We start from the raw sequence: 18,878 nt of genomic DNA on the forward strand, positions 1-18,878 counted from the left end.
GTCACTTGAGGAAGTAGATGACGACGAACAGGGCGACCCAGACGACGTCGACGAAGTGCCAGTAGTAGGAGACGACGATCGCGCTGGTCGCCTCCTTGTGGCCGAAGTTCTTGACCGCGAAGCCGCGGCCGATGACGAGGAGGAAGGCGATCAGACCGCCGGTGACGTGCAGCGCGTGGAACCCGGTGGTGATGTAGAACGCGGAGCCGTAGGCGTTGCTCGAGAGGCTGACGCCCTCGGAGACGAGGGTCGCGTACTCGAAGACCTGACCCGAGACGAACACGGCGCCCAGCGCGTAGGTGAGGAAGAACCACTCGACCATGCCCCACTTGAGCGGGCTCATGCCCGTGGCGCGCGGCTGGAGGCGCTCGGCGGCGAACACTCCCGCCTGGCAGGTGAAGGAGGACGCGACCAGGATGATCGTGTTCACCGTCGCGTAGGGCACGTTGAGGATGCCCGTCTCGGCCGCCCAGAGCTCGGGCGACGTGCTGCGCAGGGTGAAGTAGATCGCGAAGAGGCCCGCGAAGAACATGACCTCGCTGCCCAGCCAGACGATCGTTCCGACCGCGACCGGGTTGGGTCGGTTCACTACGGGCGCGGAGGCCGTGGGGGAGAGAGAGGTGCTCGTCACACAGACCATTATGGCCGATGGCAGGAGGGTGAACTCGCACTTCCCGTACCGCCTTCGCCGTCGCATAATCTGAGAGCCATGTCGGAAACCCTGTCTTGGCCGCGCATTCTCAGCTCGCTCCTCGAGTCCTCCGATCTCAGCGTCTCGGAGGCCACCTGGGCCATGGAGCAGGTCATGCAGGGGGCTGCGACCCCCGCGCAGGTCGCGGGCCTCCTCGTGGCGCTGCGGGCGAAGGGCGAGACGGTCGACGAGATCGTCGGCTTCCGCGACGCGATCCTCGAGCACGCGGTGCCGCTGGCCGTGGACCCGATGGCGCTGGACATCGTGGGGACGGGCGGGGACCGCTTCGGCACGGTCAACATCTCGTCGACCGCGTCGATCATCGCCGCGGCTGCCGGGACACCGGTGATCAAGCACGGCAACCGCGCGGCGTCCTCCTCCTCGGGGTCCTCCGACGTCCTCGCCGCCCTCGGGGTCGACCTGACGCTGTCGTCCGAGCGGGTCGCCGAGGCGTTCCGGCGCACGGGGATCGCCTTCGTCTTCGCCGCGATGTTCCACCCGGGCTTCCGCCACGCCGGCGCCGTGCGCGCCGAGCTCGGAGTGCCCACGGTCTTCAACCTGCTCGGGCCGCTGTGCAACCCGGCCCGCCCGGAGGCGTCGGCCGTCGGCGTGGCGCACCTCGACCGGGTCCCGCTCTTCGTCGGCGTGTTCCAGACGCGCGGGGCGACGGCGCTGGTGTTCCGCGGCGACGACGGCCTCGACGAGCTGACCACCACCGGGCACAGCCACATCTGGGAGGTCTCGCGCGGGTCCGTCGTCGAGCACGACCTCGATCCCCGCGATCTCGGGGTGCGCCGGGCGCGCATCGACGAGCTGCGCGGACGGGACGCCGCCTACAACGCGAGCGTCGTGCGCGCGGTGCTGGGGGGAGAGGAGGGAGCGGTGCGGGACATCGTCCTCCTCAACGCGGCTGCGGGCCTCATCTCCTTCGACCTCGCCCGCGACCCCTCGCTGATCAGGACGCCGATCCTCGACCGCTTCCGCGCGGCGATGGAGCGGGCCGCCCAGGCCGTCGACTCCGGAGCCGCGACCGCGAAGCTCGAGGAGTGGGTGCAGGAGACGCGGCGCGTCGACTGACCGGCGGTCCGAAAGTCCCGATCCCACGGGGAGCCAGGGCGTAACGTGGGAGCGCTGTCCGCGACGGTGCGGACCGCGCTCCACCACGCGCCGGATCGCCCGAGGACAGGGCCGCCGACCGCGGTGGGCGGACCCTGGAGGAGACCTCGATGAAGAAGCTCATCAACGACCCGAAGAACGTCGTCACGGAGTCGGTGGCCGGATTCGGCCTCGCGCACGCCGACCTGGTACGGGTCGAGACCGACCCGCTGTTCGTCGTGCGCAGCGACGCTCCCCGCTCGGGGAAGGTCGGGATCGTGAGCGGCGGCGGCAGCGGGCACGAGCCGCTGCACGCCGGCTTCGTCGGTCACGGGATGCTCGACGCCGCCGTGCCCGGAGCGGTGTTCACCTCGCCCACCCCCGACCCGATCGTGGCCGCCACGCAGGCCGTCGACGGGGGCGCGGGCGTCCTGCACATCGTGAAGAACTACACGGGCGACGTGCTCAACTTCGAGACGGCGGCCGACCTCGCCGGTGCCGAGGGCATCGAGGTGCGCTCGGTCGTCATCGACGACGACGTCGCGGTGAAGGACTCCCTCTACACGGCGGGTCGCCGCGGTGTGGCCGGCACGGTGCTCGTCGAGAAGATCGCGGGAGCGGCCGCCGAGCGGGGCGACACCCTCGACGAGGTGGCGTCGATCGCCGAGGCGGTGAACGCCGGCGTCCGCTCGATGGGCGTGGCACTGACGCCGTGCATCGTGCCGCACGCGGGCGAGCCGAGCTTCGAGCTGGGCGAGAACGAGATCGAGATCGGCATCGGGATCCACGGCGAGCCCGGGCGCGAGAAGATCGCTCTCGAGCCGGCCGACCGGATCGTGGACCGCATCCTCGGGCCGATCCTCGAGGATCTGCCCTTCTCCTCCGGCGACGAGGTGCTGCTCTTCGTGAACGGCATGGGCGGCACTCCGCAGATCGAGCTGTACATCGCCTACCGGCGCGCGGCCGAGGTCCTCGAGGAGAAGGGGATCCGCGTCGTGCGCAGTCTCGTCGGGAACTTCGTCACGTCGCTCGAGATGCAGGGCTTCTCGCTGAGCGTGCTGAAGCTCGACGACGCGCTCACCGAGCTGTGGGACGCCCCGGTGCAGACCGCGGCGCTGCGATGGGGACGATGACGGGCCGGGAGCGACCCACCACGGACGACACCGGTGCGGATGCACCGCACAGCGAAGGAGCGACGATGCAGGACGGACACGGAGCCCCGGCTCTCGATGCGGGATGGGCGACGGCCTGGATGCGGAGGGCCGCGGACTCGATCGCGGAGCACCGCGTCGAGCTGATCACCCTCGATCGGGCGATCGGCGACGGCGACCACGGCGAGAACATGGACCGCGGGTTCCAGGCGGTGCTCGCGAAGCTGGACGCCGCCTCCGTCGCGACCCCGGGCGACGTGCTGAAGCTCGTGGCGACGACGCTGATCTCGACGGTGGGAGGCGCCTCCGGACCGCTGTTCGGGACGGCGTTCCTCAAGGCGTCCGGGGCGATCGCGGGCAGGGACGCCCTCGAGGGCGCCGATGTGGTCGCCCTGCTGACCGCGGCGCGCGACGGGATCGTGCTCCGGGGCAAGGCCGAGGTCGGCGACAAGACGATGATCGACGCGTGGACGCCGGCCGTGGACGCGGCCGACGCGGTGGTCGCGGCCGGCGGGTCGCCGCAGGCCGTGCTGGCCGCCGCGGTCGAGGGCGCCGAGCGCGGGTCGGAGTCGACGGATCCGCTCGTCGCCCGGAAGGGTCGCGCGAGCTACCTGGGGGAGCGGGCTATCGGGCACCGCGATCCGGGCAGCGTCTCGACGGTCCTGCTGCTGCGCGCCGCGGCCGAGGCCGCCGCGTGAGCGTCGGGCTGGTCCTCGTCTCGCACAGCTCCCTGATCGCCCGCGGGCTGGTCGAGCTGGCGGCGCAGATGGCCCCGTCCGTCGCCCTCGTGGCCGCGGGCGGCACCGACGACGACGGCATCGGCACGAGCTTCGAGAAGATCGCGGCGGCGCTCGAGGAGGCCGACTCCGGTGACGGCGCCGTCGTGCTCTGCGACCTCGGGTCGGCCATCATGACCGCCGAGACCGCGGTGGAGTTCCTCGACGACGAGGCGCGGGAGCGGGTCCGCATCGTCGACGCCCCGCTGGTCGAGGGTGCGGTGGCCGCGGCCGTCGCCGCCGCGACCGGGGCGTCCCTCGACGAGGTGGTGAGGGCGGGGGAGTCGGCGCGGGGGTCCTCCGCCGAGGAGCCGGTCGCGCCGGTCGAGCAGTCGGGAGGTGTGCGGCGCAGCGTCCGGCTGATCAATCCCAACGGACTCCACGCCCGCCCCGCCGCAGAGTTCGTGACGCTCGCGACCACCTTCGACGCGCGGATCGATGTGAACGGCAAGGACGCCACGAGCCTGCTCGGCGTGATGTCGCTCGGACTCGACCGCGGCGACGACGTCCTGATCTCGGCGACCGGTGCCCAGGCGGACGAGGCCGTCTCGCGGCTCGCGGGGCTGATCGAGTCGGGGTTCGGCGAGGTCTGAGCTCGGGCTCGGCGACCTCTCGGCGGTGACTCCTAGTCTGGGGCGATGGCTCTCCGCGGCACCCGTCCTCCGACCGTCCTGCTCCGGAGGATCGGAGCGATCCCGAGGCGGGTGCGGCGGATCGACGCGCGGGCGGCTCGGCGGCTCAACGCGCGCCGTCCCTCCGCGGTCGTGGACGGCGTGCTGGTCGCGGCGTCCAGGGCGGCCGACCACGGCGTGCTGTGGTTCGGGCTCGGGGCGCTGCTGGTGCTCGCAGGACGGCCCAGGGAGGCGCTGCGCGGCACGGGGTCGCTGCTGGTCGCGAGCGCTCTCGCGAACGCCATCGGCAAGAACGTCTTCGGAGGCGCCCGACCGCTGATCGTGGACGTGCCGGTCGGCCGGCGGTTGGCGACGGTGCCGTCCTCGCCCTCGTTCCCCTCCGGTCACGCGGCGAGCGCCGCCGCCTTCGCGGTCGGCGTCGCCCTCGAGTCGCCGCGTGCCGGCGCGCTGGTCGCGCCGCTCGCGGCCACGGTCGCGTTCTCGCGGCTGCACGTCGGGGTGCACTGGCTGTCGGACGTCGTCGGGGGCGCGGCTCTCGGCGCCACCGTCGCCGGGCTCGGGAGGCTCCTGGTTCCGGCGTCGCCGCGGCACGTCCCCGTGTCGGAGCGGGCGGGTCGGCCTCCCGTCGACCGGCGCCCCCTCGGCGACGGCGCGGAGCTGCTCGTCGTGCTGAACCCCAGCGCCGGGCGCGACTCGCACCGGCCGGATCCGGAGCCGATGATCCTCGGGCGCTTCCCCGCGGCGACCGTGCACCGTCTGACGGAGGGGGAGGACCTGGCGGAGGTCGTGCGGGCCGCGCGAGCCGGCGACGCGCCTCCGGAGGTTCTCGGGGTCTACGGAGGCGACGGCACGATGGCGGTCGGCGCGGCCCTCGCGCGGAACGAGGGGATGACGCTCCTGGTGCTCCCCGGCGGGACGATGAACCACTTCGCCAAGGCGCTCGGGCTCGTCACCGTCGAGGACGCCCTCGACGCCGCCGCGTTCGGCGAGCGGCGGGACGTGGACGTGGCCGAGGTGCGCGCCGGCGACGGGGAGCCCGTCACGGTGCTGAACACCGTGTCGATCGGGATCTACCCGGAGTTCGTCGCCGCTCGGGAGAAGCACGAGAAGGTGATCGGGAAGCCGCTGGCAGCGGTCCTCGCGGCGTTCCGGGTGGTGCGCGGCGCCGATCCGTTCGATCTGAAGCGCGATGAGGGCACCGACCGGGTCTGGTCGTACTTCGTCGGGGTGAACCAGGAGCACCCGCGGACCGCCGCGCCCCTCGCCCGCCGGCGCCTCGACGACGGCCAGCTCGACGTGCGGATCCTGCACGCCGGGCGCTCTCCGCGCACCCGCGGCGCGCTCTCGCTCGTCCTCGGACGCACCGCCACGCCCGTCGTCAGCCGGGTGCCCGGCTGGCGCGCGCCGGTCGTCGAGTCGTTCTCGACCGACCGGCTCACCGTCCAGGCCCGCCGACCCGGCGGCGACGACCCGGGCTGGGCGCACGACGGCGAGACCGAGGAGTTCGACGGCGAGCCCGACGGCTTCGAGCGCACGAGCGTCCGCATCGTCCCTCTGGGACTCCGGGTCTACTCCGCGGCCGACTGACGCCGGGCCGCGCACGCCCGGCCGTCGCTGTAAAGCCCCCGTCGGATGTCCGCCCCGCCGCCGCCGGGCGGGTGGCCGCGTGCGACTCTGGAGTGCAGGCAGGGGCACGGATCCCGCCGCAGAGGGGCAGACCGTGAGACGCATCCACTACGCGGAGGAGAGCGTCGTCACGGGCGACGACATCGCCCTCGCCGTGATCGAGTACGCGCGCGTCCTCGCGATGACGTCGACGGCCGACACGGTCGACGTGCCGGCCCTGCACGAGGGCGCTGTCGGCCACGTGCGGCTCCTGCTCGGCCCGGCGAGCCAGATGCTCGTGTCGGAGGAGCACACTCTCGCCGACGAGATCGTGGACGAGACGCTCGTCGCCGAGCTGCGCGCACGCACGGGCCGCCTCAGCGGACCGTCGCCGGTCTACTCGGACGACGACGTGTCGGTGCCCCTGACGCCGGCGGACCTCGACCTGTACTGAGCTGTCGAAGGGCCGGGACCTCGAGAAGGGGCGCCCGCTGGCGGCGACCACCGGTGTTCTTGCTGCCGCGGCTCTCCAGGGGCTTCGCCGGGATCTGGCGTCGGTGGGGGCTGCGGGGTCCGGCTGTTGACCGTGCGGGATCCCGATGCGCGCGCTCCTCGATCGGCGGGGTGGGCGAGCGTGCAGCCGGGTCCGCGAACGCGGGCCGCAGGCGGGGACGACCGGACCCGCCGCGTCAGCTCTCCGGAGGGCAGGAGCCGCGGGTCCTACCCGGCGGGCAGGGACGACTCGAGGGCGTCGAGGGCGGGGAGCTGCCCGGCGACCAGGAGGGTGCGGGCCTCGGCGAGGGGGACCCAGCGGGCCGTCTCGATCTCGGGGAAGTCCCGGACGACTCCGGAGCCGCGCGGCCACTCGAGCGCGAAGGTGTTGCTCGCGACGAAGACGACCCGGTCGTCGCCGGGCCCGGCGAACACCGTCACGAGCTTGCCGCTGCTCTGGCGGAACGTGCCGAGCAGGGCGTAGTCGACATCGGGCGGCGGGGCGCCGATCTCCTCCTCGAACTCCCGGCGGGCCGCGGCGAGCGGCTCCTCCTCGGGGGTGTGCAGTCCCTTCGGGATCGACCAGGCGCGCGGACGGCGGACCCAGAAGGGGCCGCCCATCCTGCCGAGGAACACCTCGGCACCGCCCGGCCCCGCCCGGTGCAGGAGCAGGCCCGCGCTCGTGAGTGCCGTCATCCCTCCATCCTGCACCGCCGCCGTGGAAGGATCGGGGGACCCGACCGCGAGCACCCGGAGTGGACCATGAGCACGCAGATCCCGGCGAGCACCGACCTCCTGGCGCTGCTGCGCGACGAGCTGGGGGAGGCCGTCTCCACCGACGGACCCGGCTTCGAGGCCGTGCACACCGACAAGTCCGGCTGGACGAGCGAGGGGCGAGCGCTCGCGCTGGTCACCGCGCGCTCGATCGGGGACGTGCAGGCGACCCTCCGGTTCGCGACGCGGCACCGGGTGCCGGTCGTGCCGCGCGGAGCGGGGACGGGGCTCGCCGCGGGCGCCGTCGCGACCGCCGGGGCGATCGTGCTCTCGACGGCGCGGATGGACCGGATCCTCGAGATCTCGCTCGAGGACGAGCTCGCGGTCGTCGAGCCCGGCGTGCTCAACCAGGCGCTCTCGGACGCCGTCGCCGCCGACGGGCTGGTCTTCTCGCCCGATCCCGCGAGCAAGGCGATCTCGAGCATCGGCGGGAACATCGCGACGAACGCGGGCGGGCTGCTGTGCGCGAAGTACGGGGTCACCCGCGAGGCCGTGCTCGGGCTCGCGGTGGTGCTCCCCGACGGCCGCCTGGTCCGCACCGGGCGCCGCAGTGTCAAGGGAGTGACCGGCTACGACCTCACCGCGCTGCTCACCGGCTCGGAGGGGACCCTCGGCGTGATCGTCGAGGCGACGGTGAAGCTGCGGCCGATCCCGGTCGGCGCCGTGGTGACGATCGGCGCCTACTTCGAGAGCGTGGTCGACGCGGCCTCCGCCTCCGCCGCGATCACGGCGGCGCGCCTCCGCCCGGCCGTGATGGAGCTGATGGACGAGGCGGCGCTCGCGGCGATCTCGCGGCACACCGGCGTCGCGATGGACCGCGGACGCTCCTACCTGCTCATCCAGACCGACGGCGGGGGAGCGGCCGAGGAGGCGCGGCGGATCCTCGACATCGTGACCGGGGCCGGGGGCGTCGCCGAGTCGACCGACGACCCCGTGGCGGGCGAGGCGCTGCTGGCGGTGCGGCGCGGATTCCATCCGGCCCTCGAGGCCGTGGGCGAGGTGCTGATCGAGGACGTCTGCGTGCCGCGCTCGGCGCTGCCGGCGATGTTCGCCGCGATCCGGGACATCGAGGCGCGCACAGGACTCAGCATCCCGACCGTCGCCCACGCGGGCGACGGCAACCTGCACCCGAACTTCGTCCTGCCCGCCGGTGCCACGGTCGTCGGCGAGGAGGTCTGGGAGGCGGCCGCCGAGCTCTTCCGCACGGCCGTCGCCCTGGGCGGCACGCTGACGGGGGAGCACGGGGTGGGGCTGCTCAAGCGGCGCTGGCTGGCGGAGGAGCTGGGCGAGGACTCGATGGCGCTGCAGCAGGGCATCAAGGCGGTCTTCGACCCGCTCGGGATCATGAACCCGGGGAAGGTGTTCTGAGGAGCGCGTCGAGCCCTCAGGAGAGAGCGGCGGTGACGCCGGCGGCGGTCAGGACGATCGTCGCGCCCGACATCAGCCAGTAGAGGATCGTCTCGCGCCAGGAGCCCGCCGATCCGAGCACGGGGACCGCGGCGTAGCCGCCGGAGGTCCAGAGGTGGCGCAGCGGCGTGCGCCGCACCCAGCGCGGCGAGCGGATGCGGAGGGGCCAGAGCCAGTTGATCCCCTCGGTCGTGAGGGCGTCGCCCGCCACGTGCACGAGGTAGCCGAGGGTCGCGGCGACCCGGAGCCACGCCCAGGTGCCGTCGGCGAGGCCGATCAGGAGGGCCGTGACGACGACCGCGCCCGCCCAGGCGATCGGCCAGGACGGTGCCGCCCTGATCGCCTTCGCGGCGAACGCCAGGGCGGGGAGCGTCAGGAGGGCGGCGAGCGAGACCGGTCCGACGAGCGGCACCGGGAAGCGGAGCTCCGTCAGGACCGGCACCAGGTACCAGACCACCGCGATCGCCAGGAGCGAGTGCATCCCGTGCCGGTGGCCGCCGCTGATGCGCCCGGCGGTCGCTGTCAGCAGCGAGGCGCCGGGCGCCGAGCGGGAGATCGTGGCGCGCGCGTGGTCGGCATCCGGTGCGAGGGCCCAGCCGGCGGTGACACCGAGGCCCACGAGCTGCAGATCGAGGGGCAGGGAGCCGAGCCCGAGCGGCCCCGCGATCGCCGGCACGGAGGTGGCGATCGCCCAGGCGAGGGCGCCGGAGACGGCGTGCGAGCGGCCCATCATCGCGGGGTCGACCTCCGGGGGCACGAGAAAACCCCCGGCGGGAGGCCGGGGGTGAGGGTGGGCGATACCGGACTCGAACCGATGACCTCTTCCGTGTGAAGGAAGCGCGCTACCAACTGCGCCAATCGCCCAGGAGGCCGTCTTGTGGACGACCCGAGTAAGGATCGTAGCGGATCCGCCGGGGCGCGATGCACCACTCCGGGGCACCACGCCCGGGTGAACGGGATGTGTCGGGCGGGTTTCGCGCGGAAAGACGGGGAAGGCGCCACCGCGGCCGAGATCGGCGCGCGCTCGATTTGGATTCTCGTGCGGCCGTCGGATACAGTCTTCTAGGTCGAGCCGGGGAGCGAAAGCGCCGGGTGAGACAGGCAAGAAGCAAGACAGGCAAGAAGCAAGACCGGCGAAGTGCACGACAAACCAGCAAGACCAGCAAGACCTCCATGCGGATGTGGCGCAGCGGTAGCGCATCACCTTGCCAAGGTGAGGGTCGCGAGTTCGAATCTCGTCATCCGCTCGAATACCGGCCTCCGGGCCGGTATTTCTGAAGAACAGTGGTCGGGAGCACCCCAGGGTGTCCTCCCGCCTGGTCGGCCCTCGGGCCGCCGACACCGAATCCCGTACACGGTGGATTGGCCGAGAGGCGAGGCAGCGGCCTGCAAAGCCGTATACACGGGTTCGAATCCCGTATCCACCTCGATCGTTCACCGAGCGAGGCGCTCTTCACGGAGCAACGGGCGATTGGCGCAGCGGTAGCGCGCTTCCCTGACACGGAAGAGGTCACTGGTTCGATCCCAGTATCGCCCACCACCAGAACCCCCGGCCCCCGCGGCCGGGGGTTCTCTCGTTCCCGGAGGTCCCCGACCGAGGAGTGGCGGGAGCCGGCTGCTCCGGCGACGGCGCCCCTTCTGCCCGGTTCCGCGCGAGCCGACCGGGTAACGACTACTCTCGTCGCGATGACCGCCCCGATCGCACTCGACGACTCCACCTGGCTCCGGCTGATCGCCCGCGAGGACGGTCCCGCGCTCGCGAGCGCCTACCGTCGCAACCGCCGGCACCTCGAGCCCTGGGAGCCCGTGCGCTCGGTGCGCTTCTTCGAGGCGGGCGGACAGACCGACGCCATCGCCGACGTCCTCTTCGCTCACCGGGCCGGCAGTGTGCTGCCGCTGGTGCTCGAGCGCGGCGGCGAGATCGTCGGACGCCTCACGCTGTCGAACGTGGTCCGCGGCGCCTTCGACAGCGCCGACCTCGGCTACTGGCTCGACGCGTCCCTCCAGGGCCGCGGGCTGATGACGCGGGCCGTCGGGGAGACGCTCCGGATCGCGAGGGACGAGCTGCGGCTGCACCGCGTGCAGGCCGGGACGCTCCTGCACAACCGCGGATCGCAGACGGTGCTCGAGCACAACGGGTTCGAGCGGATCGGTATCGCCCGCCGGTACCTCCGGATCGCCGGCGAGTGGCAGGACCACGTGCTGTTCCAGGTGCTCCTCGAGGGCGAGCAGCGACTCGACCCGCCGCATCCGGCGAGCGACGATCCGGGCATCAGCCCCGCCAGGGGTCGGCTCGTCTAGGGTGGGCGGCGCCGACGACCGATCGGCACGGGGATCCCGAGAGGACGACTGGACGATGACGCGCATCATCGGCGCACGCGAGTTCGACTTCGAGCGCGAGGTCGCCGTGATGGCGGTGGTGAACCGCACTCCCGACTCGTTCTACGACAGGGGGTCGACGTTCGCGCTCGACCGGGCGGTCGACGCCGCCGTGCGGGCCGCCGAGCTCGGGGCCGACTGGGTCGACATCGGCGGAGTGCCGTTCGGCCGGGGACCGGCGGTGTCGCTGCAGGAGGAGATCGACCGGGTCGTGCCCGTGGTCGCGGGCATCCGCGAGCGGAGCGACGTGGTGATCTCGGTCGACACGACCCGCTCCGAGGTGGCCCGAGCGAGCATCGACGAGGGCGCCTGCGTCGTCAACGACACCAGCGGGCTGCACGATCCGCGGATGCTCGAGGTCGTCGCCTCCTCGGCGGCTCAGCTGGTCGTCACGCACAGCATGGGCGCGCCGCGGAGCGAGCCGACCCGGCCGGAGTACGACGACGTCGTCGCGACGGTGGTCGCCTTCCTCCGGGACCGCGTGGAGCGCGCGCTGGCCGCGGGAGTGCCCCCGGAGCGGATCATCGTGGACCCCGGGCACGACCTGAACAAGAACACCCTGCACACCCTGGAGCTGACCCGCCGGCTCGGCGAGGTGGCGGCGCTGGGGTACCCGGTGCTGGCGGCGGTGTCGAACAAGGACTTCATCGGCGAGACGCTCGACCGGCCGCAGGGGGAGCGGCTCGAGGGCTCCCTCGCGGCCGCGGTGATCTGCATTCTGAACGGGGCGCGGATCGTGCGGATGCACGACGTGCGGCAGGCGGTCGACGCGGTGCGGCTGACGGAGGCCGTGCTCGGCTGGCGCGCGCCGGCCTACCTGCGGCACAACATCGAGGAGGCGGGCGCGTGAGCGCGGCGATCGACCTCCTGCACCCCTCTGCGGGCGCGGACCTCGACGACGACGCGCTGCTCGCGCTGTACTCCCGGGAGGCGGCCGAGCGGTGGCTCCGCGTGAACTTCGTCTCGAGCATCGACGGAGCGGTGACGCACGACGGAGTGTCGGGCGCCCTCGGAGGCGAGGCCGACCTGCGCGTCTTCGATCTGCTGCGCCGGCTGGCCGATGTGGTCCTGGTGGCCGCGGGCACGGTGCGCGCGGAGGGCTACGGCCCGATGGTGCTGGGCGAGGAGGCCGCGACCGCACGCGCGGCGGCGGGGCTGCCTCCGCACCCGGTCTTCGCGATCGTCTCCGGCTCGCTCGAGCTCGACGCGGGGTCGCGGATCTTCACCGAGGCGCCGGTGCGGCCGGTGGTGGTGACCACGGGGCGCTCACCCGTGGGCCGGCGCGACCGGCTCGCGGAGGTCGCCGAGGTGCTCGTCTGCGGCGAGGACGCGCTGGACGCCCCGCGGATGCGCGACGCCCTGGCCGAGCGCGGGCTGGCCCGGATCCACTGCGAGGGCGGACCGGCGCTGCTCGGCGCGCTGCTGGCGGACGACGCGGTGGACGAGCTCGACCTGACGCTGAGCCCGACGCTCGAGTCGGGCGACGCCGGCCGCATCGCGCGCGGGGCGCTGCCGGGTGCCCGGGATCAGCGGCTGGCGCACGTGCTCGCCTCCGGCGACACCCTTCTGCTGCGCTACCTCCGGCGCCGCTGACCCGCGCCCGCCGACGGGCTCCGCGAGATGCCACTCCGGTACGCCCCGCACGGCGTGCGGCGTACCGGAGTGGCATCTCGCGGAGGGGATCAGAGGGTCAGCTGAGGGGAGAGGGCGCGCGGGGCCAGGCGCTGGAGCTGGGTGACGTGCTCGGGGGTCAGCTCCTCGAGCGAGGTGACGCCCAGGAGGCGCATCGTGCGGGTGATCTGCTCGGAGAGGATCTCGATCATCCGGTTGACGCCCGCCTCGCCGCCGGCCATCAGGCCGTAGAGGTACGCGCGGCCGACGAGCGTGAACCGGGCGCCGTGCGCGATCGCGGCGACGATGTCGGCTCCCGACATGATGCCGGTGTCGAGGTGGACCTCCATGCCCGACGAGCCGACCTCGCGGACCACCTCCGGGAGCAGGTGGAACGGGATCGGGGCGCGGTCGAGCTGGCGGCCGCCGTGGTTCGAGAGCACGATACCGTCGATGCCCAGCTCGGCGACGCGGCGGGCGTCGTCCACCGTCTGGATGCCCTTGACGACGACCTTCCCGGGCCACTGGTCGCGGATCCAGGCCAGGTCGTCGAAGCCGACCGTCGGGTCGAACATGGTGTCGAGCAGCTCGCCGACGGTCCCCGACCAGCGGTCGAGGGAGGCGAACGAGAGCGGCTCGGTGGTGAGGAAGTCGATCCACCACCAGGGGCGCGGCAGAGCGTTGACGACGGTGCCGCGGGTCAGCTGCGGGGGGATGGAGAAGCCGTTGCGCTTGTCGCGGAGGCGCGCGCCGGCGACGGGGACGTCGACGGTGACCAGCAGGGTGTCGTAGCCGGAGGCGGCGGCACGGTCGACGAGCGCCATCGAGCGGTCGCGGTCCTTCCACATGTAGAGCTGGAACCAGTTGCGGCCGTGCGGATTCGCCGCCTTCACATCCTCGATGGCGGTCGTGCCCATCGTGGAGAGGGAGAACGGGATGCCCCACTTGGCGGCGTTCCGGGCTCCGGCGATCTCGCCCTCCGTCTGCATCATCCGGGTGAAGCCGGTCGGGGCGATGCCGAAGGGGAGTGACACGGGGGCGCCGAGGACGTCCCAGCCGGTGCGCACCTGGGACACGTCGCGCAGCACCGCCGGGTTGAACTGGATGTCCTCGAAGGCCTGGCGGGCGCGACCGAGCGAGATCTCCGCCTCCGCGGCCCCCTCCGTGTAGTCGAAGGCGGCCTTCGGCGTGCGGCGCCGGGCGATGCGCTGGAGGTCGTAGACGGTCAGCGCCTTGTCGAGCCGGGCCTTCTTGAGATCGAGCTCGGGCGTCTTGAACTGCATCAGGGGCGCGAGATCGCGCACCTTCGGGATTCGGCGGTCGACCATGGTCAGTCCTTCTTCGCGGTGAGGTGGGTCTCGGCGTAGTAGCCGGAGATGTGGCGGTGGACGAGGGAGCGGGCGAGCTCGGGGTCGGCGGCGTCGATGGCGTCGACCAGGGCGCGGTGCTCGCGGCGGAGGCGGTCGCGGGTGCTCGCCCAGTCGGGCAGCGAGCGGGCCGCCTCGAGCACGTAGCTCTCGACGGCGTCGCGGAGACCCGCGGTCATCGCGGCGATCACGGCGTTGCCCGACGCCTCTGCGAGCGAGAGGTGGAACTGCTGGTCGAGGGCGAGGAAGGCGTCGTGGTCGAGCGTCCCGGCGTCCATCGCGTCGAGGAGCTCGCGGCTGTCGTCGAGCGCGATGCCCACGGTGCGGGCGAGATCGTCGACGACGGCCGTCTCGAGCACGAGGCGGGTGCGCACCACGTCCTCGACGGCGAAGCCGCTCGCGGCGACCTGGAGGCGCAGCAGCGCGCTCATGCCGCCGGTGGGGCGCGCGACGATGACGGCGCCCGCGGTGGGCCCGGAGCCGGCTCGGGTGCGGACGAGGCCCATCACCTCGAGGACGCGGACGGCCTCGCGGACGGAGGAGCGGCCGACTCCGAGCTCGAGGGCGAGCACGCGCTCTCCGGGGAGGCGGTCGCCCGGCGAGAGGACGCCGGTGAGCAGCAGGCCCTCGACGTGCGCCAGCACGGTCTCCCAGGCGCGGTCGCTCATCCGCCTCACCCCTCTCTGTGGTCGGACCACACGATATCCTGTGGTCCGACCACAGACAAGACCGTTCGGTAGCCTGGCGCGATGACCGGTCCGGATCTCTCGCGGCAGTGGTCCCTCGGCGACCTCGCTCTCCCTCCGATCGCGCTCGCGAGGAACGGCGGTGCCGCTCCGCGGCTCGTCTGGCGGAACCAGCTCGACGGGCTCACCTTCCGCGTGCGGGACGGCTACCTGAAGTGGAGCCCCGACTCGGCCGGCGTCGATCTCGGCCGGGAGGCGGAGCGGCTGCGCTGGCTCGAGGGCAGGATCCCGGCTCCGGTGCTGCTCGAGCACGGGCGCGGGGACGGCGGGGAGTGGCTGCTGACGCGGGCGCTGCCGGGGGAGAGCGCGGTCTCGCCGCGGTGGATCGCGGAGCCCGGGACAGCGGTGCGGGCGATCGCGGCGGGACTGCGCGCGGTGCACGCGCTGCCGGTGGCCGAGGTGCCGGCCTCGCTGCGCGGGGGCTCGTGGTTCGATCGCCGCGTCGAGCGGCTGGGCGCGCCTCCGCTGCCCGCCGACCCCGTGGTGGTGCACGGCGACGCCTGCGCGCCCAACACGCTGCTGGACGACGACGGGCACTGGAGCGGGATCGTGGACGTCGGAGACCTGGGGGTCGGCGACCGGTGGGCCGACCTCGCGATCGCGGCGATGAGCCTCCGCTGGAACTACGGCGACGGGCTCGAGCCCCTGCTGCTGGAGGAGTACGGCATCGCGCCGGACGACGAGCGCGCGGCCCGCTACCGCGCCCTGTGGGACGCGGAGTCGTGAGCGGTCAGCTCTTCGCGGCCTCGTCGTCCTGGGCCGGGGCGTCGGAGGAGCGGTTCTCGTTCGAGAGCCGGATCCACTTGCCGTCGCGGACGTCCTGCTCGTGCACGGCCTGCTTCTTCTCGCTCGCCGCGGTGTCGCGGGGCGGGAGCTGCAGGGTCTCCTCGGCCTCGATGCCGGCCTGGAGCTGACGGCCGCGCTCGAGCTCGGCGTCGAACTCGGCGCCGAAGAGCAGGGCGATGTTCGTGATCCAGATCCAGAGGAGGAAGACGATGACCGCACCCAGCGAGCCGTACGTCTTGTCGTAGTTCGAGAAGTTCGCGACGTAGAAGGCGAAGCCGACCGAGGCGATCAGCCAGATCGCGAGGGCGAGGAACGCCCCGGTGCTGATCCAGCGGAACTTCGGCTGCCGGATGTTCGGCGCGAAGTAGTACAGGACCGCGATGATCACGACGGCGATCAGCAGGAGGACCGGCCACTTGACGATGTTCCACACCGTGAGCGCCGCCGGGCCGAGGCCCACGACATCGCCGACGGCCGAGGCGACCGGGCCGCTCAGCACGAGCAGGAGTGCCGCGACGACGATGAGGACCACGGTGACGACGGTGACGCCGAGCATGGTGGGACGGAGCTTCCAGAAGGGGCGGCCCTCGTCGATCTCGTAGATGCGGTTCATCGCCCGGCCGAACGCGCCGACGTAGCCGGATGCGGACCAGATCGCGCCGACGATTCCGGTGATGAGGGCGAGGCCGGCGGCGGGGGAGCTGGTCAGCGACTCGATCGGGTCGCGCAGCAGGTCGACCACCTGGGCCGAGGCGAGGTTGCCCACGAGCTCGAGGACGGTGTCGGTGGTGGCCTGCGCCTGGCCGAAGACGCCGAGGACGGAGACGATCGCGAGCAGCGCCGGGAAGAGGGCGAGCACGGCGTAGTACGTGAGTGCGGCGGCGAGGTCGGTGCACTGGTCGGCGCCGAACTCGCGACCCGTCTTCTTCAGGACGTACAGCCAGGAGCGCTTGGTGATGTCGCTGACCTCGTCGGGCTTGCGCGCGTCATCGGGCTCGGGCGCGGTCTTCTCACGGGTCGTGCTCTTCTCGGCCATGCCGACACGCTATTGCCCCGGGGGCGCCGGCGGAGGGCCTTGACGGGGGTCAGGCGGTGCGGGAGTGGCGCGCCGCGGCGAAGACGCCGAAGAGGAGGAACGAGATCGTGGCGCCGAGCACCACGGCGAGCGGCGCGTCCCAGCCGCCGCTCGCGTCGTGGGCGAAGCCGAGCACGGTGGGGGCGGTCGCGGCGACGGCGTAGCCGATGCCCTGCACGGTCGCGGACAGGCGGGAGGCGTGCGCATCCGACTGCGAGAGCCGGACGACGAGGACGAAGACGACGGTGAATCCGCCGCCCTGCGCGATGCCGCCGAGGATGCACCAGAGCGCCCAGAGCTGTGGTGCGAGCAGCAGCCCGGCGGGGACGGTGCACCAGAGCACGCCGACCAGAGCGATGCTGCCCAGAGGCCGGAGGCGCTTCACGAGCAGGGGGACGCCGATCGCTCCGACGACCGCGGCGAGCTGGAAGACCGACGAGCTGGCGCCGGCCGTCTCGATCGTGAAGCCGTTGCGGTCGACGAGGAGCGTGGGCAGCCACGCGGTGACTCCGTAGTACGAGAACGCCTGGCTCGAGAAGCACACGGCCAGGGCCAGGACGGTGGCGCTGCGCCAGATGCGCGGAGCGGGGGCGGCGGGACCGCGATCGGCGGTGCGGCGCGGGGCGGGCTTCAGCGCCCGGGCCGGACCGACGGCGAGCAGCCAGCCGAGCAGCGCGAGGGCGTTCAGCACGAGCCAGACGAGCAGGGCGCCGCGCCAGCCGATCGCGAGCGCGAGGGGCGCGGTGCCGAGCGAGGTGATCGTCGAGCCGATGTTGAGCGCGGCCGTGTAGACGCCGGTCGTGAGGTCCACGCGCTCCGGCGAGACGTCTCGGCGGATGACGACGGGCACCACGACGTTGCCGATGGTGATGAACACGCCGATCACGACGGTACCGGCGACCACTGCGACCACGTCTCCGGCCGAGCGGAGGATCGTGCCCAGCGCGACTCCGAGGACCGTGACGACGACCGCGGCGTCGGGCCCCGCCCGGCGGATCACGACGAGGGCGAGCGGTGTCGCCAGGGCGAAGCAGAGCACGGGGATGCTGGTGAGCACGCCCGCCTGGCCGGAGGAGAGGGAGAGGTCGTCGCGGATCGCGTCGATCACCGGCGCCAGAGCGACGATCGGTCCGCGCAGGACGAAGGCGACCAGGGCGACCGCGACGACGAAGAGCCAGGGGGCGCTCCGGCGCGCGGTCATCGGCGCATCGACTTGGGACCCCCGGCTCACCCCGCGAGCCCGGCGAGATCGGACAGGTTGGAGAGGAAGGAGAGGACGCCGGTGACGATGCCGACGATGCCGGTGATGAGGCCCGCGGTCGCCAGACCGCGTCCGCCGCCCAGGCTCTCGGCGGCCGCGCGTCCACGAACGCCGAACACGATCGCGAGGATCGAGGGGACCAGGAGCGGGTTGATCAGGATGCTGATGATGCCGAGCACGAGGCTCGCGATCGCCATCGGATTGCGGCCGGCGGACGAGGACGGGGCCGACGGGTAGGCGTAGAGCTCGGGCTGCTGGGCCGGCTGATCGGGAGCGCTCGGCGTGCCGTAGAGCGGGACGGAGGGCGCCGGCGCGGCGGCGGGGCGGGAGCGGTCCGTCCACGACGTGCCGTCCCAGTAGAGCTCGGATCCGATGTCGGCGGGGTGCGGGTACCAGCCGGGCGCGGGAACGGGAGCGGAGTCGTCGGGCATGCGCCGATTCTAGAGCGGGCGGGCGGTGCCGACGGGCGCCCGGGAGAATGGCCGGGGCTCCGCGCGGCGGAGCGGAGAGGCGGAGCCGGATGGACTGGAGCATCGAGGACGTGGCGTGGACGCATCCGGCGGCGGAGGAGCTGCGGGCCGCCCAGCGCCGCGAGCTCGACGAGCGCTACGGGAGCGACGACCACGAACCGGGGCAGGCGCCGTCGGCCGAGGACGTCCCGGTGTTCGTCGTGGCGCGCGACTCGGGCGGTGAGGCGGTGGCGTGCGGCGGACTGCGCCCGCTCGACGACTCCGTGCTCGGGCCGGGGTCGATCGAGGTGAAGCGGATGTTCGTGGCGCCGGGAGCGCGAGGCTCGGGGGTGTCGACCGCGGTCCTGCGGGCGCTGGAGGAGCGGGCACGGGCCAGGGGCGCGGCGCGGCTGGTGCTCGAGACGGGCACGCTGCAGCCGGACGCGATCCGCTTCTACTCGCGCGAGGGCTATGCGCCGATCCCGCTGTTCGGGGCCTACGAGGGGTCCGATCTGTCGGTCTGCTTCGGGCGCGAGCTGTAGGGCGCGCGGGGCGCTGCGGTCCGGCCGAGGACACCGCCC

General features: G+C 73.0%; 20 protein-coding genes and 4 tRNA genes. 15 read left to right on the forward strand and 9 right to left on the reverse strand.

What is annotated here, in order from left to right; translation table 11 throughout:
- Nucleotide 1: 1 nt before the first annotated feature.
- Nucleotides 2-640, reverse strand: a complete 639-nt coding sequence (locus GSU68_RS07915) for a heme-copper oxidase subunit III (protein WP_159907066.1) — start codon at nucleotides 638-640, stop codon at nucleotides 2-4.
- A 69-nt stretch (nucleotides 641-709) separates the two neighbouring features.
- Here GSU68_RS07915 and trpD point away from each other — a divergent pair, with 69 nt between their 5' ends.
- The 6 genes from trpD to GSU68_RS07940 all read left to right on the forward strand — a co-directional run bounded on the left by trpD (nucleotide 710) and on the right by GSU68_RS07940 (nucleotide 6,404).
- The gene (trpD, locus tag GSU68_RS07920) at nucleotides 710-1,768 is read left to right on the forward strand and encodes an anthranilate phosphoribosyltransferase (protein WP_159907068.1); all 1,059 of its coding nucleotides are present in this window, start codon (nucleotides 710-712) and stop codon (nucleotides 1,766-1,768) included.
- A 149-nt stretch (nucleotides 1,769-1,917) separates the two neighbouring features.
- Nucleotides 1,918-2,919 (forward strand): dihydroxyacetone kinase subunit DhaK, encoded by a 1,002-nt coding sequence (dhaK, locus tag GSU68_RS07925; protein WP_159907070.1) that lies wholly within the window; start codon nucleotides 1,918-1,920, stop codon nucleotides 2,917-2,919.
- A gap of 65 nt (nucleotides 2,920-2,984) precedes the next feature.
- Nucleotides 2,985-3,635 (forward strand): dihydroxyacetone kinase subunit DhaL, encoded by a 651-nt coding sequence (gene dhaL, locus GSU68_RS19670; RefSeq protein ID WP_208544666.1) that lies wholly within the window; start codon nucleotides 2,985-2,987, stop codon nucleotides 3,633-3,635.
- Nucleotides 3,632-4,306 (forward strand): dihydroxyacetone kinase phosphoryl donor subunit DhaM, encoded by a 675-nt coding sequence (gene dhaM / locus GSU68_RS19675; RefSeq protein ID WP_208544667.1) that lies wholly within the window; start codon nucleotides 3,632-3,634, stop codon nucleotides 4,304-4,306. Before dhaL ends, dhaM begins: the two co-directional genes overlap by 4 nt.
- 45 nt (nucleotides 4,307-4,351) lie before the next feature.
- Complete coding sequence (locus GSU68_RS07935; protein WP_159907074.1) at nucleotides 4,352-5,932, forward strand: bifunctional phosphatase PAP2/diacylglycerol kinase family protein; 1,581 nt, start codon at nucleotides 4,352-4,354, stop codon at nucleotides 5,930-5,932.
- A 133-nt stretch (nucleotides 5,933-6,065) separates the two neighbouring features.
- The gene (locus GSU68_RS07940; RefSeq protein ID WP_159907076.1) at nucleotides 6,066-6,404 is read left to right on the forward strand and encodes a hypothetical protein; all 339 of its coding nucleotides are present in this window, start codon (nucleotides 6,066-6,068) and stop codon (nucleotides 6,402-6,404) included.
- Nucleotides 6,405-6,670: 266 nt separating this feature from the next.
- Here GSU68_RS07940 and GSU68_RS07945 read toward each other — a convergent pair whose 3' ends face one another.
- A complete protein-coding gene (locus GSU68_RS07945; protein ID WP_159907078.1) occupies nucleotides 6,671-7,138 on the reverse strand; it encodes an NUDIX domain-containing protein in 468 nt (155 codons plus the stop codon).
- A 66-nt stretch (nucleotides 7,139-7,204) separates the two neighbouring features.
- On the opposite strand from GSU68_RS07945, the gene GSU68_RS07950 reads away from it, so the two are divergent.
- Complete coding sequence (locus tag GSU68_RS07950; RefSeq protein WP_159907080.1) at nucleotides 7,205-8,584, forward strand: FAD-linked oxidase C-terminal domain-containing protein; 1,380 nt, start codon at nucleotides 7,205-7,207, stop codon at nucleotides 8,582-8,584.
- Between the two features lie 16 nt (nucleotides 8,585-8,600).
- On the opposite strand, the gene GSU68_RS07955 is transcribed toward GSU68_RS07950, so the two are convergent.
- Both GSU68_RS07955 and GSU68_RS07960 read right to left on the reverse strand, forming a co-directional pair.
- Nucleotides 8,601-9,380, reverse strand: a complete 780-nt coding sequence (locus GSU68_RS07955) for a metal-dependent hydrolase (protein WP_159907081.1) — start codon at nucleotides 9,378-9,380, stop codon at nucleotides 8,601-8,603.
- Between the two features lie 34 nt (nucleotides 9,381-9,414).
- Nucleotides 9,415-9,487 (reverse strand) — tRNA-Val (locus GSU68_RS07960).
- Nucleotides 9,488-9,798: 311 nt separating this feature from the next.
- On the opposite strand from GSU68_RS07960, the gene GSU68_RS07965 reads away from it, so the two are divergent.
- From GSU68_RS07965 to GSU68_RS07990, 6 genes are all read left to right on the forward strand, one after another.
- A tRNA-Gly gene (locus GSU68_RS07965) sits at nucleotides 9,799-9,870 on the forward strand.
- Nucleotides 9,871-9,979: 109 nt separating this feature from the next.
- A tRNA-Cys gene (locus GSU68_RS07970) sits at nucleotides 9,980-10,050 on the forward strand.
- Between the two features lie 38 nt (nucleotides 10,051-10,088).
- Nucleotides 10,089-10,163: transfer RNA gene (locus GSU68_RS07975), tRNA-Val, on the forward strand.
- 146 nt (nucleotides 10,164-10,309) lie between these two features.
- Nucleotides 10,310-10,924 (forward strand): GNAT family N-acetyltransferase, encoded by a 615-nt coding sequence (locus GSU68_RS07980; RefSeq protein WP_159907083.1) that lies wholly within the window; start codon nucleotides 10,310-10,312, stop codon nucleotides 10,922-10,924.
- A gap of 55 nt (nucleotides 10,925-10,979) precedes the next feature.
- On the forward strand, nucleotides 10,980-11,852 hold the full coding sequence (gene folP / locus GSU68_RS07985) for a dihydropteroate synthase (protein WP_159907085.1): 873 nt from the start codon (nucleotides 10,980-10,982) through the stop codon (nucleotides 11,850-11,852).
- Nucleotides 11,849-12,595: a pyrimidine reductase family protein gene (locus tag GSU68_RS07990; RefSeq protein WP_244259433.1), complete on the forward strand. Its 747-nt coding sequence runs from the start codon at nucleotides 11,849-11,851 to the stop codon at nucleotides 12,593-12,595. Before folP ends, GSU68_RS07990 begins: the two co-directional genes overlap by 4 nt.
- Nucleotides 12,596-12,684: 89 nt before the next feature.
- Here GSU68_RS07990 and GSU68_RS07995 read toward each other — a convergent pair whose 3' ends face one another.
- Together GSU68_RS07995 and GSU68_RS08000 are read right to left on the reverse strand one after the other, a co-directional pair.
- Nucleotides 12,685-13,941: an alpha-hydroxy acid oxidase gene (locus GSU68_RS07995; protein WP_159907087.1), complete on the reverse strand. Its 1,257-nt coding sequence runs from the start codon at nucleotides 13,939-13,941 to the stop codon at nucleotides 12,685-12,687.
- A 2-nt stretch (nucleotides 13,942-13,943) separates the two neighbouring features.
- Nucleotides 13,944-14,648 carry an FCD domain-containing protein gene (locus tag GSU68_RS08000; protein WP_159907089.1) on the reverse strand — a complete coding sequence of 235 codons (705 nt, stop codon included), beginning with the start codon at nucleotides 14,646-14,648 and terminating at the stop codon, nucleotides 13,944-13,946.
- Between the two features lie 81 nt (nucleotides 14,649-14,729).
- Between GSU68_RS08000 and GSU68_RS08005 the strand changes: the two genes are divergently transcribed.
- Nucleotides 14,730-15,452, forward strand: coding sequence for an aminoglycoside 3'-phosphotransferase (locus GSU68_RS08005; protein WP_159907091.1), 723 nt, complete (start codon nucleotides 14,730-14,732; stop codon nucleotides 15,450-15,452).
- A 4-nt stretch (nucleotides 15,453-15,456) separates the two neighbouring features.
- Here GSU68_RS08005 and GSU68_RS08010 read toward each other — a convergent pair whose 3' ends face one another.
- The 3 genes from GSU68_RS08010 to GSU68_RS08020 are packed head-to-tail and all read right to left on the reverse strand — an operon-like array spanning nucleotide 15,457 to nucleotide 18,279.
- Complete coding sequence (locus tag GSU68_RS08010) at nucleotides 15,457-16,548, reverse strand: YihY/virulence factor BrkB family protein (RefSeq protein ID WP_159907093.1); 1,092 nt, start codon at nucleotides 16,546-16,548, stop codon at nucleotides 15,457-15,459.
- 49 nt (nucleotides 16,549-16,597) lie between these two features.
- Nucleotides 16,598-17,788: an MFS transporter gene (locus GSU68_RS08015; protein ID WP_159907095.1), complete on the reverse strand. Its 1,191-nt coding sequence runs from the start codon at nucleotides 17,786-17,788 to the stop codon at nucleotides 16,598-16,600.
- Between the two features lie 26 nt (nucleotides 17,789-17,814).
- The gene (locus GSU68_RS08020) at nucleotides 17,815-18,279 is read right to left on the reverse strand and encodes a DUF4190 domain-containing protein (protein WP_159907097.1); all 465 of its coding nucleotides are present in this window, start codon (nucleotides 18,277-18,279) and stop codon (nucleotides 17,815-17,817) included.
- A gap of 89 nt (nucleotides 18,280-18,368) precedes the next feature.
- Between GSU68_RS08020 and GSU68_RS08025 the strand changes: the two genes are divergently transcribed.
- Complete coding sequence (locus GSU68_RS08025) at nucleotides 18,369-18,839, forward strand: GNAT family N-acetyltransferase (RefSeq protein ID WP_159907099.1); 471 nt, start codon at nucleotides 18,369-18,371, stop codon at nucleotides 18,837-18,839.
- Nucleotides 18,840-18,878 lie beyond the last annotated feature (39 nt).

It is taken from the genome of Rathayibacter sp. VKM Ac-2759, from assembly GCF_009834225.1.
Taxonomy (GTDB): Bacteria; Actinomycetota; Actinomycetes; order Actinomycetales; family Microbacteriaceae; genus Rathayibacter.

Bases quoted from the DNA above. Each gene is read 5' to 3' on its own strand.
- GSU68_RS07915 (WP_159907066.1), bottom strand. From the start codon at position 640: ATGGTCTGTGTGACGAGCACCTCTCTCTCCCCCACGGCCTCCGCGCCC.
- trpD (WP_159907068.1), top strand. From the start codon at position 710: ATGTCGGAAACCCTGTCTTGGCCGCGCATTCTCAGCTCGCTCCTCGAG.
- dhaK (WP_159907070.1), top strand. From the start codon at position 1,918: ATGAAGAAGCTCATCAACGACCCGAAGAACGTCGTCACGGAGTCGGTG.
- dhaL (WP_208544666.1), top strand. From the start codon at position 2,985: ATGCAGGACGGACACGGAGCCCCGGCTCTCGATGCGGGATGGGCGACG.
- GSU68_RS07935 (WP_159907074.1), top strand. From the start codon at position 4,352: ATGGCTCTCCGCGGCACCCGTCCTCCGACCGTCCTGCTCCGGAGGATC.
- GSU68_RS07945 (WP_159907078.1), bottom strand. From the start codon at position 7,138: ATGACGGCACTCACGAGCGCGGGCCTGCTCCTGCACCGGGCGGGGCCG.
- GSU68_RS07950 (WP_159907080.1), top strand. From the start codon at position 7,205: ATGAGCACGCAGATCCCGGCGAGCACCGACCTCCTGGCGCTGCTGCGC.
- GSU68_RS07980 (WP_159907083.1), top strand. From the start codon at position 10,310: ATGACCGCCCCGATCGCACTCGACGACTCCACCTGGCTCCGGCTGATC.
- folP (WP_159907085.1), top strand. From the start codon at position 10,980: ATGACGCGCATCATCGGCGCACGCGAGTTCGACTTCGAGCGCGAGGTC.
- GSU68_RS07995 (WP_159907087.1), bottom strand. From the start codon at position 13,941: ATGGTCGACCGCCGAATCCCGAAGGTGCGCGATCTCGCGCCCCTGATG.
- GSU68_RS08000 (WP_159907089.1), bottom strand. From the start codon at position 14,648: ATGAGCGACCGCGCCTGGGAGACCGTGCTGGCGCACGTCGAGGGCCTG.
- GSU68_RS08005 (WP_159907091.1), top strand. From the start codon at position 14,730: ATGACCGGTCCGGATCTCTCGCGGCAGTGGTCCCTCGGCGACCTCGCT.
- GSU68_RS08010 (WP_159907093.1), bottom strand. From the start codon at position 16,548: ATGGCCGAGAAGAGCACGACCCGTGAGAAGACCGCGCCCGAGCCCGAT.
- GSU68_RS08015 (WP_159907095.1), bottom strand. From the start codon at position 17,788: ATGACCGCGCGCCGGAGCGCCCCCTGGCTCTTCGTCGTCGCGGTCGCC.
- GSU68_RS08020 (WP_159907097.1), bottom strand. From the start codon at position 18,279: ATGCCCGACGACTCCGCTCCCGTTCCCGCGCCCGGCTGGTACCCGCAC.
- GSU68_RS08025 (WP_159907099.1), top strand. From the start codon at position 18,369: ATGGACTGGAGCATCGAGGACGTGGCGTGGACGCATCCGGCGGCGGAG.